Here is a 14,275-nt window from a genome sequence, read left to right on the forward strand (position 1 = left end):
TTCAAGAGCAAAAGGATCTGATGACGTGGCGCGGTATGGCTAGACTTATACGAAGCCAATATTAGACTTGGCCTCGAGGATAGAGTCATGAGTGTATTTACACGCTTGCTGGCCGTTTCGGACGACAGTAACAGAGGAAAACTGGCCCTGAGAAAAGCGGTGCAACTGGCCAATGCCAGCCATGCCGAGCTCACACTGCTCAGAGTCAAAACCCCTAAATATCATGGTATTGGTCAGTGGCTACAACAAAAAGTGCATCCACAGCCCTTGGTTTCCCATCTAAGGGAAAAGCGTCCACATTACCCATCGAGGGAACTGAACCTTTGCTTGAAGCAGTGTCAGGCCAAGGATCTGCCAACCGCCATTCTCACCGAGCTAAAACAGGCGCATTACGATCTGCTGTTGGTAGAACATCACAGCTACTCAGCCCTGCAGTGTGAATTGGGTCATACAGATGACTGGCAACTGCTGCAACGGGTGTCCCTGCCGGTGATGTTTGTCAGCGACTCTCCCTGGGAGCAGCAAGGGTCGTTACTGGCGGCTTTGGAGCTGGATGAAGACACGGAAGATCATTCCCATTTCAATCACAGATTGCTGCAACAGGCCTTTGAGTTTGCCGGTTTGCTGCAACAAAGGCTGCATCTGCTCAACTGCTATCAGGAAGCAGACATCAGTATGGCCTTCGATAACCAGCAACCCGGCTGTCACTCTCAGAAAGACAATCAGTGGCAAAAACTGCGGCAGGTCGCCAGGCCTTTGGCCTTGAGTGACGAGCAGTTGCATCTGGCCAGCGGCATGCCGGATCATGTGGTACCGGAGGCCGCCCACAAATGGCACAGCAACATAGTCATCATGGGCGCGGCAGAGCACAGAGGGTTGCTGAGCGAACTCAACGGCCACGCCTCTGAGCAGATGCTCAATCAACTACAGTGCGACGTGCTGGCCTTAAAGCCCAGTTGTCCCTTGCTGCATTGAATCACTTAAGCGGCCGCCCACCCTCGAGTGACAGAGTGCGGCCCGTCATATAACGGCTGGTCATCAGATACTTCACGGCGGCCAGCATCTCCTGCTCGCCGCCCTCTTTGGGCAATAATGCCTTGGCAAGCGCCTTTTGCCGGTAGGCGCTATCATCCTGCTCATTAAACAGCATCAGTGCCGGTGCTATGCCGTTGACCTTGACGCCCGGCGCCAACTTGGCGGCAAATGACAGGGTCAAATTATCCAGCGCCGCCTTACTGGCGGCATAGGCTATGTGCTTCTCACTGCCCTTCTGCGCCACATAGTCGCTGATATGAATGATATCCCGGCTGCCTATCTCATCTGTTTCCAGTAGCGGCGCCAGTGCCAGATTCAACTGATAGGGCACGGAGGCGTGGATCTGCATCATGCTGTCAAAAACCTCTGCGGCATCTGTATCAGGCCGCTCCGGCATCCAATCCGAGGCGTTGTGAATGATTGCCCGCAGAGACTCATGCTTGCTTTTTACATCAGCAATAAAGGCTTTGATCTCGCTATTTTGCAAGAGATCCACTCGATGCAACTCGGCGCCCGCGGCCTTGAGCTCGTCGATGGCGGCGTAATGGCTGCGATAGGTGCCAATGAGTGGATAGCCCTGAGCCATCAAGTCCCTGGCCATTGCCAGTCCCAGACGCTTTCCGACGCCGGTGATCAAAATAGGCTGCATGTGTTTTCCTTCCATTTGTCCGTCGCGCTATTGTTTCACGTTCGGCCACACTCTGGCCAGTCTCGCCATCCGGGGCCCAACAGCTGAGTATCACCTCTTGGAAACCCTATTGAAAATAGACAGATAATCTTGATTAATCGGCAAAATGCCGACCAGCTCGCATATTGGGATTTCAATGCCCTGAATACTTGAATATCGCTTCAGGCTTCAATAATATCGCAAAATTAAATAATAACCATTCTCAATAAATCATATTCAACTACAAAGGTTACTCCCATGCGTATCAATCAGTTAATCCTGTTGGCAGCCCTGTTTACCCCTCTGGCCTTTAGTGCCGACAGCAAGTTCGGCGAACCGGTCGATCTGAATATCTTCGTGCCCATTTCCACATTGATGGCATCGCCGAATGACTATGTGGGTAAGGAGCTCACGGTAGAAGGCACCATAGTCTCAGTGTGCAGCAAGCGGGGCTGCTGGATGGAACTGGCAACCGACGACAGCTTTGATCGATTGAGAGTCAAGGTTCGCGACGGCGAGATGGTCTTTCCCGTCAGTGCCCGTGGGCAAAAAGCCTATGCTACAGGAGCGTTAGAGGCAATTGAGCTGGATCTCGAACAGACCCGCGCTTATCTCGGGCATCAGGCCCAGCAACACAACAAGCCCTTCGATCCAGAGACCGTAACTCAAGCAGTGACTTTCTATCAGTTGCATCCATACGGAGTCGAAATCCATGATGCTGAGTAACAAGCTGCGCAAAAGGATCCGTTTATTGCACAGAGACATAGGGTATCTGTGCATAGGCATGACTCTGGTGTATGCCATTTCGGGGATTGCCGTCAATCACATCAATGACTGGAACCCCAACTACCAGATAACCCAGAGTGAGAGCCGTGTCGAAGGGTTGAATCCTTCACTGGGTAACAATGACATTCAAAGCCTGTTGAGCCGCCACTTTTCGCTGCAGGATAATATCCGCAGCGGTTATCGTGCCAGCGTCAATGAGTACCAAGTCTTTCTCAAAGATGGCAGCCTGCTGAACGCTAACCTGGTATCCGGCACAGTCTCGGCCGAGATGGTAAACAGCAGGCCATTACTGCAGGCACTCAACTATCTGCATCTTAACCATGCCCGTGACACCTGGACCTGGATTGCCGACATCTATGCCACCATGCTGCTGTTTTTGGCGCTATCGGCGCTGGTGATGTTGCGTAGTGGCAACCTGCTCAAGAGCCGCAAGACCTGGCTGACTCTCACAGGCGTCCTGCTGCCTTTGCTGTTCATTCTGCTGCGCTAACGCACTCTGAACAAAACGCTACCAGATAACAAAGAACCCGCTCATGGCCGGGTTCTTCTGTTTTCTGCCTCCTTGAAAGGCTTAGTGACCGAAACGGTATTCCACCCCCAGCCAATAGTTACGTCCCTCCTCGGGGAAGCCCTCACTATAGGCGTAGTTACGGTCAAACAGATTGTTGACCGAGGCATTAACACTCAGCCCCTGCCAGATGCGGTAGTCGAAGCGAATGCCGGTCACTCCGAAACCACTGGCGACCTGATTGCCATTTGAATTGCTGAGGCTGTCGCTGCGAGCTTCCTGACTCAGAATGATGTCCAGCTCCTCCAGCGGAGTTAGCTTAACCCAGGCAAAGAGTTGATGATCCGGCAGGCCGGTAACATCGAGCTGTTCATCCTCAACATCGGCGTGAATATAGCTGTAGCTCAGGCCAACACTGGCCCAATCGCAGAGATCACCATAAACCCCCAGATCCAGCCCGCTGTAATCTACCCTACCGCTGTTGCGGTTTTGGATAAGCGTCGGGGTGATGTTATGGGTCAAAATCGCATCGGACACCCGGTTATAGTAGACACTGCTGTCCAACTGCCAGTTAGTCGCCAATGTCGCCTGATAACTAAGCTCCAGGTTGGTCGCCCGTTCAGGCTCCAGATGCGGGTTGACTATGGCGGTTTGGCCATAGGCGGGCCTGAAAGTGGTGTAGCGTTCTTTCAGCGTCGGAAAGCGGCTACGCTGGGATAGAGACAGTTGCAGTGTATCCAGGTTTGCCAATTCATAGCGGGCCATCACTTGCCAGTTGAAGGCGTGCTGCGAGTTGTCTTCATAGCGGGTCAGGCTGCCATCCTTTTCATGCTTGTAGCCTTCAAGGCTCTTGCGGGAGTCGTAGCTGATGCCCCCAACCAGATCCAGGTTATCTCTCAGTGCCCATTGATACTCCACTGCCGCCGACAGGGTTCTATCCTTGTACTTGTCAAACTCCCCGTCAGGCTCCCCTTGCTCCTTGTGCAGGTCTTCCTTCCAGTGAGCGGCAAACGACAAGATGTCGTCTTTGCGCATATCGATACTGAGCTGCAGGCCGGCACCATTGCTGGCATCGTCATAATGACTGTAGGGGCCTTTTTGTTGCTGCAGGTTTTCCAGGCTCTTGTATATCCTCAGGGTGTTTTCAAATTCATCGCGATAGAGGCGACTGTGCAGCACAACTCCAGGGCTGAACTCTGTATAGCCGCTGTAGTAAAAGCTCTGTTTGTCGTACTGCGGCCATTGCCAATAGGTAGGGCGAATATCGGCTTCAGTGCCGGCATAGGGCGGACTGTTCTTTTCCCCTTCCTGGCGGATATAGGTAAAGATGTACTCGTCTGTTTCATTGGGAGTCAGACCAAATTTGGCGGTACCGCGGCTATCGCTGTATGCCGAGTTGACGCGTTTGCCGTCGCTGCCGGCGATCGGGTTGTCGTTGTCGTGGGACAGGCCGACAAAGTCTTTGTCCAGCTTGTTGCCGCTCAATTGGATAAAGCCCCAATCATTGCTGCCGGCCAGACTGGCATCCAGGCTATAACCGTTGTCCTCTCCGCGGGCCCAGCCTTGGGAGGCGTTCAGTTGTGCTTCAAAGCTCTTCTTGGGTCTGCGGGTCGTCAGGTTGATGGCACCGCCCATCATGTTCGGCCCCTGCAGCAAAGAGGCATAACCTTTAGAGACTTCCACCGAGGCCAGATCCGACGCCAGAAAACGCCCCAAGTCCAGATTGCCATCATAAGGGATGTAAATCGGGATCCCATCAAAAAACAGCGGCACCTGCTTGCTGTCAAAACCCCGAACCTTAACCTGAACCTCGTTACGACGACCGGATTTTTGCAGGCTGACCCCGGGAATAATATTCAGCGCCTCGGCCACGTTTTGCTTGTTCAGCATCTTGATGGTGTCTTGATTGACGCTGTCCTGATTGGCGGCAACCGGGCTGCCCCAGACACTGATCCTTTCTATTTTGGTTTCGTTTTTATTCTCAGACTCAGCCACGCTGCCATCGGCAAGCGCCAGCGGAGAAGCCAGCATCAGCGGCAGAATAGAGTAATAGTGCTTTGGTTTCATACTACAGACCTTCAATACTCAATCGATGTGTAAATTTTTATATATCGGTTATTAAAAAAATACCCGGAGCTCGATGCGAGTCCGGGCAATAACTAATCAGACTCTGACTCAGGCCTGGGGTATCACATCCCAATAGACCATGGCCCAGCTGCGATCGCCGGTTCGCAGAGGTTTGCCCTGTTGCTTATGACTCTGGTAATACTCCTGCAACCGCAGTTTTTCGGCGTCATCCAGCGGCCCCAGCGACCAGGCAACGTTGTCTTCAAACTGGGCGTAACTCTCGGCCTGGTTCATGCAACCACTGGACTCGATGAACTCCACCTTGGGCTTAATGCCCATCTGCTGCAAAATATTCACCGCATACAGATAGTTCGGCAGAGTCACTAGCTTACGGCCTATGGCTTGAATAATGGCGGGATCGATAAAGGTTGAGCTGACGGTATGAGTGGTATAAACCCGCTTGCGGGCCTGGCGATTGAGCTTTTCCAGGGCACTCTTGAGGCAGCCCACCAGAGTCGAGCGCGACGCCACTGCGATATCACACACGGGGATGTCGCTCCAATCATCTTCCCAGGCTCTTTGGATAAGAGTGACATTACTCAAGCCTTCCGCATCTGCGCGGCGCTTGGCCACTTCCAACATGCCGCTGCTGTAATCCAGGCCATAGACGGCCTGCATCTTGTCGGCCAGCCCCAGACACACAGAGCCAGGGCCACAACCCATATCCAAAAGAGTGTCGCAATCACTCAAATCCATCAGCTTGAAAAAGCCCTCCAAGTAACTGTCCTTGGGTCTGGCGCAGTTTTCGGCCATCTTCTCGGCCCGTTTGTCCCAATGTTCGGCACTCTTGTGGGTGCGTTCCGCCCTTTGCAGGTGCTCGCGGTACATGGCGGCAAAGTCCAGCTCTTCTATTATCATGAAATCACCTTGCTTAAGATTTAACCCTCAGCCGGCACCTTAAAGGTGCTCGGCAATCGCAGACTCACTGACGCCATAGAGCTGCGCCAGTCCCGATACCTGTAACTGCCCGGCCACTGCGCCTTGTCTCAGGCCATGACCGGGTTCCACCAGCGCCACACTGTCAGCCAGCAGCTCGGCATGACGCGGATGGTGAGTCGACATCAATACTGCGATTCCCTGCTGTTTGAGTCGTTTAACCTGAGCCAGCAACTTGATTTGATTGCCGAAATCCAGGCTGGCGGCCGGTTCGTCCATCACCAGCAATCTTGGAGATTGCAGCAAAGCCCTGGCAATCAACACCAGCTGGCGCTCGCCGCCGCTTATCTGATCCATGGCGCAATCGGCCAGGTGAGCTATATCCAGTTGTTTCAAGACCGCCAGCGCCCGCTTCTGCTCATTCGCGCCTGGCACGGCAAACAGTCCCAGCCGCGACTGGCAGCCCATGAGCACCATTTCCAACACCCGAAAGGAAAAACGGTTCAACTGTGCCTGTGGCACATAGGCCATCTGTTGTGCCAGCTCGCGCTGCGACCATTGATAAATTTGCCTGCCGGCTATCTTTATCTCACCGGCCAGTGGTTGCAGCAAGCCAAGCAATGTTTTCAATAAGCTGGTCTTGCCGCTGCCATTACAGCCGAGCAAACAGACGATTTCAGCTTCCGGTAAGCAAAGCTCTACATTAGCCAACAAAGGCTTACCGGCATAGCCCACTGTGACACCTTGCATGCTGGCTATCATTGACCCCGGCCTCCCCCCCTCAGCAGCAAAAACATAAAGAAGGGCGCGCCGATACACGCGGTCAAAATCCCCAGCGGCAGCTCAATCGGCGCCAGAGTGCGGGCCAGGGTGTCGGTCAGCAGCAACATAAAGGCGCCCAGCAGCATGGACATGGGCAACAGCCTTCTGAAATCGGCGCCCACCAGTATACGAGCGATATGCGGCACCACCAGCCCGAGCCAACCTATAATGCCGGCGATGGATACCGCCGCCGCAGTCAGCAGTGTGGCCGCCAGAATAAATATCAGCCGGGTTTTCGCTATGTTGAGCCCTAGGCTGCTGGCCTCATCGTCGGTCAGGCTTAACAGATTCATACGCCAGCGCAGCAGCATTAACGGCACCAATCCCAGTATCATGGGCAGCAGGCTGGACTTGAGATCTTCCAGAGTGATATCCGACAACCCGCCCATCAGCCAGAAAGTAATGGAAGGCAGTTGGCTGTAGGGATCGGCCAACAATTTCATCAATGAAATACCGGCGCCGCACAAGGCGCCAATAGCTATGCCCACCAGAACCAAAGACAACACAGGATCGCCCTGACGACTGAGCCGCGCCAGCAGACAGACCAGAGCCACCACCAGCAAACCGCCGAGAAAGGCAAACAGCTGGATGTTGTAAACCGATAAGTCCAGATAAATGCCCAATACGGCGCCCAGACCGGCGCCGGCAGAAACGCCCAGAATATCCGGTGATACCAGAGGGTTACGAAACATTCCCTGATAGGCGGCGCCGCTGGCGGCCAAACCGGCTCCAATCATAAGCGCCGCCAAAATTCTGGGCAGCCGCAAATGCCAAAAGACACTGATGCTCTTGCTGTCCAGGGCGGCCACATCGCCGCCGATAGCATGCCATAGCGCCTGCCCCTGCTGCGCCAGACTGAGAGGATACTGGCCACTGGCAGCGGCAAAACAGAGAATGCTGAGACAAATTCCGGTCGCCAGTGGGTATTTGATTCTGTCGTTCATTCGGGGCGCAGCAGATTGGCCGCCTGCTCCTCGCTAAGCTCACTATGGTAAAAATCGCGGTAGAAATCCTTCACCAATGCCTGCCTGGCCTGCTCATCAGCGCCGGACAACAGCAGCCTAAGGTAACTCATGCCCAGCAGCCGGTTTATTCCCGGCGGCGAGTCAATCCAACCGAAGGGCTTGTTCGGCAACCAATAGACCCGCTTGTTGCGTACCGCCGCCAGCGTGCCCCAGATAGGGTCTTGGCGAATATGGCGGATAAAGGCGGGATCCTGGCTGATGATTAGCTCAGGCTCCCAGGCCATCAATTGTTCCAAAGAAACTTTGGCCAAACCGCGATAGTCACCGGCCTTGGCTACATTCTTAAGCCCAAGTTGCTCTATGGCTTCGGTGTGAATGGAACCTGTGACCCCGGTTTCAAGACCCGTCGCACCACGGCCGAAATAAAAAGAGATGGGCTCTTCCTGGCTAAGGCCAAACTCTCTGGCATCACTGAGTATTTCGGCCGTGCGCTTGGCAAGAAAATCTGCCCGTTCGTTAGCTCCCAGTACCTGCCCCAGTTTTCTCAATTGCGCCGGGGTGCCTGTGAGTGAACCATCGAGCAGCAGAAACGGCACGCCGCTGATGCGTTCCACCTTTTGCGCCATAGATAAGTAGTTTTGGCTGAGGTTGCCATAGTCGACGACAAGATCCGCATCCAGAGTCATCAGCTTTTCCAGCGAAAGGCTGGCATTACGGCCCACCAAACGGCCCAGTCTCGGCTTTTGCCACAGGCTTGGAGCAAAGCCATGCTGTTGTAACAAGGCCGGCTTGAGGTGGGCATAACCGAGCAGCTTTTCCGGACTCAAGGCCAACAACAGCAGGTCCGCCGGCCCGCCGGCACTGACCACCCGCTTGATATCTGCAGCCGGCGGCAGCGCCAATTGTCCGTTTGGATTCGGCTCAGTCCCATAGGCCGGCACAGGATTGGCCAGCGCGGGGAAACAAGCCAACAACCCAAGACTCAAGCCGGCCTTGATAACACTCCTTCTATCCAATCTTGTTTTTCCTCGCCACCAGTCGTTATATACAAAAATATATAACGCTGAAAATTACCTTTCTCCACCCACTTTGGCAATGGATGGAGATCACAATTAAAAGATTTGCAACAGCAATTGCTTAAAGGCGATCAGCGACTGGCAGGATAGCGTTACTCCCAAGGCGAAAATTTACACAATAAATTTTTGGCCGCTTGCTCACTCCTGTTCTAAATTTTAAGCAGCCAAAAACTTTTGTGCTGTGTCACATCGAATGGAATTGGATGCTGTTTCTCTCAGCCGTTTGACAGGGAGTCAACCTATGCGCTTTACCACCAAAATCAAGCTTATCAGTCTGCTTATCGTGCTGGTTCCTTTAGTGCTGGCAACGGCATTGGTCAGTTGGCTCGCCAAAAATGAGCTCTATAATCAGGCCGAAGAAAGGCTGCTGGCCGTCAGAGAGATCAAAGAGCGCCAGCTCGATGCCATGTTTGCCAACTTCGGCAACAATCTGGATGCAATCGCGGCCGTGATCCAAAACAGTGAATCACTCAACAGTCTCAGCCAGTCCCGCCCCATGCTGGAAGCCCTCAACAAAGAGTTGGGCTTCTACGATATTTTCATCATCGAAGACTCAGGCTTGGTGAAAGACACTGTGACCCATGAAGCCGACTGGGGCAGTAACTTGCGAACCGGGCCTTATGCAGATTCAGGTCTCGGCCGTCTGTTCAGAAGCGCTATCAACAGCAATGACGCAACTGTGATGGCCGATTTCAGCCCTTATGCTCCCTCGGGCAATGAAGCGGCAGCCTTTATCGGCAAGAGCATTCAATATCAGGGCCGCCCCTTGGTGGTTGCCGCCCAGCTCTCCATCGACAGGATCAATGGGGTGATGCAAATTCGCGAGGGTATGGGCCAAAGCGGTGAAACTTATCTGGTGGGCGCCGACAAGCGCATGCGCTCCGACTCCTTTCTCGACCCGGTCAATCGCACAGTCAAAGCCTCTTTTGCCGGTACAGTCAGGCAAAATGGCATAGATACCCAAGCGGTGGAACAGGCACTCAAGGGGCAAAGCGGTGTCATGCAGCTCAAGGATTACAAAGGCAATCCAGTGGTTTCATCCTATGCTCCCATAGATGCCTTCGGGGTTCGTTGGGCGCTCTTGGCTGAAATCGATCAGGCCGAAGTCGCAGCACCGGCGCTGCACATGGTTTATGTCGGTGCCATGGTGTGCCTCGGCGCCATAGTGCTGGCACTGCTGGCAGCCAAGCTGGTCAGCAACTTTGTACTGCGCCCCTTGGGAGGCGAGCCTGCCGACATGTGTCAGCTCACCTCAGTAATAGCATCCGGCGATCTCACCAGCACGCTGCAAGTAGCACAGAGCGACAGCCATCTAATGAGCTGGTTGGCCAGAATGCAAAGCAAGCTCAGGGAGATCATCGCCCAGCTCATAGGTATGGGACAGGAGCTGGAATCGGCAGCAGAGCAAAATTCAGCCGCCATCACCCAGGCCGATTGCAGCATTCAACTTCAGGCCAAGGAAACCGACATGCTGGCAACTGCGGTAGAAGAGATGAGCTATGCCGCCGCCGAAGTGGGCCAGAATACTGCCCACGCGGCCGATGAAGTGAACGCCTGTCAGGTCGCCAGTGAAACCTTGAGGCAAAACCTGGATCATACCCGCGCCAGTTTGGAAGTCACCCTCAACAACTTTGCCGAGATCCACAAAGAGGTTAACTCGTTGGAACAGGACAGCCAGAAAATCGGCACTGTGCTTGAAGTGATAGACAGCATTGCCGAGCAGACCAATCTGCTGGCGCTCAATGCTGCCATTGAGGCGGCCCGAGCCGGTGAACACGGTCGCGGTTTTGCCGTGGTTGCCGACGAGGTACGTCAGTTGGCGGTCAAGGTGCAGGAAGCCACCCAGGATATAGGCAATGTACTGCAAGGGATCCAGCGCCAATCCGGTTCTTTGGTCAGCCACAGTCAAACCTGCAGCGATGAAGCCGCCTCTACCGCCGAGAAAGCCGAAGGCATGCGTGAAGCGGTCGATGATATCAGTAACCGGCTGCAGACACTCAAGTCCTTGATGAGCCAAACGGCTACGGCAGCCGAGGAACAAACGACGGTATCGGCAACCCTGGCCAAAGGGATTTCCGGCCTCAGTGCCGCGGCCGAGGAAAACAGCACCGCCATCAGCCAAGTGGCCATAAGCACCCGCAGCTTGCTGGGGCTGGCGAATCAGCTTGGTGTCACCACAGCTCAGTTCAAGGTCTAAGGCAATTCAATCCACAGTATCGAGCAGCAACCCAGGTTTCTGCTTGATACTGTGAAATAGCCGCTATTCCTCTAGCTAAGGAAAGTGCGAAATAAGCCCCTTCTCTAAACCTGCCAATCTATTTCGGCTTGCTGCCACTGTTTCAACTGCTGATTGATGGCCGAGAAATGGCCGCAGCCAAAGAAGCCACGATAGGCTGACAGAGGCGAAGGATGCGGGCCGCTTAAGATCTTGTGCTGCGGCGCCTTGATAAGCTTGCCTTTCTTAATGGCATGGCTGCCCCAGAGCACAAAAATAATCGGCTCTTCACGCTGATCCAGCAGTTGCAGCGCCCTGTCGGTGAAGGTTTCCCAGCCCGCCTTGGCATGGGAATGCGCCTTGCCCTGCTCCACCGTCAGCACAGTATTGAGCATCAAGACCCCTTGCTTGGCCCAGCTCAGCAGATTGCCATGATCCGGGATTGAGAATCCTGGGATGTCGGTCGCCAGTTCCTTATACATATTGACCAGCGAAGGTGGCGTCTTCACCCCGGGTTTAACCGAGAAACACAGGCCATGAGCCTGACCTGGGCCATGGTAAGGGTCCTGACCTATAAGTACCACTCTCACCTTGTCCAGTGGTGTCAGCTCAAAGGCGCTGAATACCTCGTCCTCAGGAGGAAAGATAGCCTTGCCGGCGGCGCGCTCCGCGGCAACAAACTCACTGAGTTGCTGGAAGTAAGGGGCCTGTTGTTCAGCGGCGATAAATGCCTGCCAGTCAGTGGGGAGCGCCATGGTGATAATCCTCTGTGTAAAAGAGGCCATAGCTTAAGAGTGCCGACTGCGGGATACAAGCGCCGAGTGTTGGCTCTGTGGCCTGGATTCAAAGGAACCTGAGTCGATTTTACAAGCCAACCTATTGAGGAGTAAGCCAAGATAACCCGCGGACACAGAATTGAGTGACAGCAACTGCAGCCACTGTTGAAGCGACTTTTTGCCCAAATGCCAGGATCTTGGCAAGCAGGCACGGGGATTCAGATCCCAATCGCCAATATTTTTCCTTGGCACAGCGCCTTTTTAGGTTAGAATCGGCCCTCAATCTTTGGCTTAGCAAGAGCGAATATAGTATGTCAGACGACAACAACCAAACCACCATATTCCAGTTAGCAGATCAGTTTATCGCCCTCGCCAATGAGCTGACCCAGCAAGAAGGCGACGTAGGTAAAGTCGGCACCGCCCTGAGATTTGCCGCCGCCCGCTTCAATGCTTTTGAAGCCGCTATCAAGTCTGCCGATCTGGGCGCCGAAAAAGCCAATGCTCTTGAGTGGTTTACCGCCGAATATCGCGACATGCTGGATGACAACCTGGAAGATCACATTGCCAACCCTCCAGTGGTCAACAGCGAAGATGCTGCCGAACCGGCAGGCAACGCCGTGCAGCAATTCAAGATCTGAGTTTCCTGACAACTGCGGGGGCCTGTGTCCCCGCACTATTACACCATTTCAGCTTTCCCCTTCTCGGTCCCGTCAGCGCATCATCATCTCTGCCCTTTCCTTTCTCCCGCGACACTTTCAAAATTTATTTGAATATCTGTTGATTACGGGCGTAAATAACAGCTGGGGTAACAACAGGGAACAACTACCGGGAAGCGCATATGATACGAGCATTGCAGGACTTGAAAATATTCAGCGAAACCGCCAGACAGGGCAGCCTGTCGCGGGTGGCACAACTGCTTGATCTGACTCCGGCCGCCACCAGCGCCGCCATCAAGCGCCTCGAAGCCCAACTCAACACTGTACTCTTTGTTCGCTCTACCCGCAGCCTGCGTCTGACACAGGAAGGTGAAATCTTTCTGCAGCACTGCAATGAAGCCCTGAATATTCTCGACGATGGTTTTCAGGCGATTCAACAAGGTCAGAGCCTGCTCAAGGGCAAGTTGCAGTTGTCATTGCCATCGGATCTCGGTCGCAACCGTTTGCTGCCGATATTGGATGAATTTATGGAACGCCACCCGCAGGTGAGTATCAGGGTGCAGATAAGTGATCGCCTGACGGATATCTACCGCCAACCCGTCGACATAGTGATCCGCTACGGGCTTCCGGCCGACTCGGCGCTTATCGCACTGCCGCTTTGCCGTCAAAATGACAGGGTGTTGTGCGCCTCTCCTGACTATATTGCCAGGTTCGGTGCGCCGGGCAGCCCAGAGGAACTGGCAAAGCACAACTGCCTGTGCTTTATGCTGGCCGATGCGACTCACAGCAGGTGGCATTTTCAGTCACAGTCGGGCCAAATCACAGTGCAGGTCAAAGGCGATAGAGTCGCCGATGATGGCGAGTTGGTGCGGCGCTGGGCCGTGGCAGGCAAAGGCATAGCCTACAAGTCGCGGCTCGATATCAGCGAAGAGCTGAGAAACGGTCAACTGCTGCAACTCTGCCCCGAGTGGCGCGGTGAAGAAGCGCCACTCAATATGCTCTGCGCCGACAGACGTCAGCTCAGTCCTTTGGTTATCGCCCTCAGGGAACATCTCGAGCAGGCATTGCAGTCACAGCAGTGAATAGATCACCCGCCCGGCCAACAGGATAAGCACCAGGCCGCTGAGGCGGTCAATCCATTGCGCCTTTTCTCTCAACTTGGGCAACACCTTGGGTTGAGACAAGAGGAAGGCTATCAGGGTGTACCAGAGTCCATCCACCAGCATGGGGGTCAAGACTATGATGCCTCGTCCCAGTAGACTATCGGCGGCGGCGACAAACTGGCTGAACAAGGCCAGGAAAAACAGCAAAATTTTGGGGTTAAACAACGAAATGGCAATGCCGTCCCGGGCAGCTGTCAACATGCTCGTCGGCTTGCCGGCACTGAGTTTTTGCTGCATTCCCCCCTTGGATTGCAGCGCCTGAACGCCTAGCCAGGCGAGATAGAGCGCCCCCAATATGGCGATGCCGTTAAACAGCAAAGGGGTGTGTTTCAGCACCACAGCCAAACCCAGCAGAGTGATAAAGGCGTAAACACCTATCCCCAAAGAATGCGCCCAGGCGCAGGTAATGCCCCGACTGCGCCCGCCTCCCAAGGTGTGACGCACCACCATGGCCAGGCTAGGCCCAGGTGACATGGCCCCCAGACACGAGATAGCCACCAGTCCCAACCAATCACTCCAATTCATTGTTCCCCCCTCAATGAAACACACCATTTTGCCCTGTCTTGTGCGAACAATTAGCCGCGAATAACAGACGCCATCCAC

General features: G+C 54.2%; 14 protein-coding genes. 6 read left to right on the top strand and 8 right to left on the bottom strand.

Going from position 1 to position 14,275, the window contains the following annotated elements:
- Window positions 1–87: 87 nt before the first annotated feature.
- Window positions 88–975, top strand: a complete 888-nt coding sequence (locus N512_RS0109815) for a universal stress protein (RefSeq protein ID WP_028780211.1) — start codon at window positions 88–90, stop codon at window positions 973–975.
- 1 nt (window position 976) lies between these two features.
- On the opposite strand, the gene folM is transcribed toward N512_RS0109815, so the two are convergent.
- A complete protein-coding gene (folM, locus tag N512_RS0109820) occupies window positions 977–1,684 on the bottom strand; it encodes a dihydromonapterin reductase (protein ID WP_197021446.1) in 708 nt (235 codons plus the stop codon).
- Window positions 1,685–1,960: 276 nt separating this feature from the next.
- Between folM and N512_RS0109825 the strand changes: the two genes are divergently transcribed.
- Window positions 1,961–2,428: a DUF4920 domain-containing protein gene (locus tag N512_RS0109825; RefSeq protein WP_028780213.1), complete on the top strand. Its 468-nt coding sequence runs from the start codon at window positions 1,961–1,963 to the stop codon at window positions 2,426–2,428.
- A complete protein-coding gene (locus N512_RS22730; RefSeq protein WP_051472741.1) occupies window positions 2,415–2,978 on the top strand; it encodes a PepSY-associated TM helix domain-containing protein in 564 nt (187 codons plus the stop codon). Before N512_RS0109825 ends, N512_RS22730 begins: the two co-directional genes overlap by 14 nt.
- A gap of 81 nt (window positions 2,979–3,059) precedes the next feature.
- Here the strand turns inward: N512_RS22730 and N512_RS0109835 are convergent, their stop codons facing one another.
- The 5 genes from N512_RS0109835 to N512_RS22735 all read right to left on the bottom strand — a co-directional run bounded on the left by N512_RS0109835 (window position 3,060) and on the right by N512_RS22735 (window position 8,802).
- Complete coding sequence (locus N512_RS0109835) at window positions 3,060–5,063, bottom strand: TonB-dependent receptor plug domain-containing protein (RefSeq protein ID WP_081737127.1); 2,004 nt, start codon at window positions 5,061–5,063, stop codon at window positions 3,060–3,062.
- A 108-nt stretch (window positions 5,064–5,171) separates the two neighbouring features.
- On the bottom strand, window positions 5,172–5,981 hold the full coding sequence (locus N512_RS0109840) for a class I SAM-dependent methyltransferase (protein WP_028780215.1): 810 nt from the start codon (window positions 5,979–5,981) through the stop codon (window positions 5,172–5,174).
- 39 nt (window positions 5,982–6,020) lie between these two features.
- The gene (locus N512_RS0109845; RefSeq protein ID WP_028780216.1) at window positions 6,021–6,761 is read right to left on the bottom strand and encodes an ABC transporter ATP-binding protein; all 741 of its coding nucleotides are present in this window, start codon (window positions 6,759–6,761) and stop codon (window positions 6,021–6,023) included.
- Complete coding sequence (locus N512_RS0109850) at window positions 6,758–7,765, bottom strand: FecCD family ABC transporter permease (protein ID WP_037474660.1); 1,008 nt, start codon at window positions 7,763–7,765, stop codon at window positions 6,758–6,760. The genes N512_RS0109845 and N512_RS0109850 overlap by 4 nt, the downstream gene beginning before the upstream one ends.
- Complete coding sequence (locus tag N512_RS22735; RefSeq protein ID WP_037474664.1) at window positions 7,762–8,802, bottom strand: ABC transporter substrate-binding protein; 1,041 nt, start codon at window positions 8,800–8,802, stop codon at window positions 7,762–7,764. The genes N512_RS0109850 and N512_RS22735 overlap by 4 nt, the downstream gene beginning before the upstream one ends.
- 301 nt (window positions 8,803–9,103) lie before the next feature.
- Between N512_RS22735 and N512_RS0109860 the strand changes: the two genes are divergently transcribed.
- Complete coding sequence (locus N512_RS0109860) at window positions 9,104–11,059, top strand: methyl-accepting chemotaxis protein (protein WP_028780218.1); 1,956 nt, start codon at window positions 9,104–9,106, stop codon at window positions 11,057–11,059.
- 104 nt (window positions 11,060–11,163) lie between these two features.
- Here the strand turns inward: N512_RS0109860 and ung are convergent, their stop codons facing one another.
- A complete protein-coding gene (ung, locus tag N512_RS0109865) occupies window positions 11,164–11,832 on the bottom strand; it encodes a uracil-DNA glycosylase (RefSeq protein WP_025009991.1) in 669 nt (222 codons plus the stop codon).
- 332 nt (window positions 11,833–12,164) lie between these two features.
- Between ung and N512_RS0109870 the strand changes: the two genes are divergently transcribed.
- Window positions 12,165–12,491, top strand: coding sequence for a DUF3144 domain-containing protein (locus N512_RS0109870; protein WP_028780219.1), 327 nt, complete (start codon window positions 12,165–12,167; stop codon window positions 12,489–12,491).
- 200 nt (window positions 12,492–12,691) lie between these two features.
- Window positions 12,692–13,591: a LysR family transcriptional regulator gene (locus N512_RS0109875; protein WP_028780220.1), complete on the top strand. Its 900-nt coding sequence runs from the start codon at window positions 12,692–12,694 to the stop codon at window positions 13,589–13,591.
- Here N512_RS0109875 and N512_RS0109880 read toward each other — a convergent pair.
- A complete protein-coding gene (locus tag N512_RS0109880) occupies window positions 13,580–14,197 on the bottom strand; it encodes a LysE family translocator (RefSeq protein WP_025009988.1) in 618 nt (205 codons plus the stop codon). The two genes, N512_RS0109875 and N512_RS0109880, sit on opposite strands and share 12 nt — an antisense overlap.
- Window positions 14,198–14,275: the final 78 nt, after the last annotated feature.

Source organism: Shewanella sp. 38A_GOM-205m, from assembly GCF_000518445.1.
GTDB lineage: Bacteria > Pseudomonadota > Gammaproteobacteria > Enterobacterales > Shewanellaceae > Shewanella > Shewanella algae.

What these genes read in the sequence shown, in the direction of transcription:
- N512_RS0109880 (WP_025009988.1), bottom strand. Translation starts at nt 14,197, where the DNA reads ATGAATTGGAGTGATTGGTTGGGACTGGTGGCTATCTCGTGTCTGGGG.
- N512_RS0109850 (WP_037474660.1), bottom strand. Translation starts at nt 7,765, where the DNA reads ATGAACGACAGAATCAAATACCCACTGGCGACCGGAATTTGTCTCAGC.
- N512_RS0109860 (WP_028780218.1), top strand. Translation starts at nt 9,104, where the DNA reads ATGCGCTTTACCACCAAAATCAAGCTTATCAGTCTGCTTATCGTGCTG.
- N512_RS0109845 (WP_028780216.1), bottom strand. Translation starts at nt 6,761, where the DNA reads ATGATAGCCAGCATGCAAGGTGTCACAGTGGGCTATGCCGGTAAGCCT.
- N512_RS0109870 (WP_028780219.1), top strand. Translation starts at nt 12,165, where the DNA reads ATGTCAGACGACAACAACCAAACCACCATATTCCAGTTAGCAGATCAG.
- ung (WP_025009991.1), bottom strand. Translation starts at nt 11,832, where the DNA reads ATGGCGCTCCCCACTGACTGGCAGGCATTTATCGCCGCTGAACAACAG.
- N512_RS0109840 (WP_028780215.1), bottom strand. Translation starts at nt 5,981, where the DNA reads ATGATAATAGAAGAGCTGGACTTTGCCGCCATGTACCGCGAGCACCTG.
- N512_RS0109875 (WP_028780220.1), top strand. Translation starts at nt 12,692, where the DNA reads ATGATACGAGCATTGCAGGACTTGAAAATATTCAGCGAAACCGCCAGA.
- N512_RS0109825 (WP_028780213.1), top strand. Translation starts at nt 1,961, where the DNA reads ATGCGTATCAATCAGTTAATCCTGTTGGCAGCCCTGTTTACCCCTCTG.
- N512_RS0109815 (WP_028780211.1), top strand. Translation starts at nt 88, where the DNA reads ATGAGTGTATTTACACGCTTGCTGGCCGTTTCGGACGACAGTAACAGA.
- N512_RS22730 (WP_051472741.1), top strand. Translation starts at nt 2,415, where the DNA reads ATGATGCTGAGTAACAAGCTGCGCAAAAGGATCCGTTTATTGCACAGA.
- folM (WP_197021446.1), bottom strand. Translation starts at nt 1,684, where the DNA reads ATGCAGCCTATTTTGATCACCGGCGTCGGAAAGCGTCTGGGACTGGCA.
- N512_RS0109835 (WP_081737127.1), bottom strand. Translation starts at nt 5,063, where the DNA reads ATGAAACCAAAGCACTATTACTCTATTCTGCCGCTGATGCTGGCTTCT.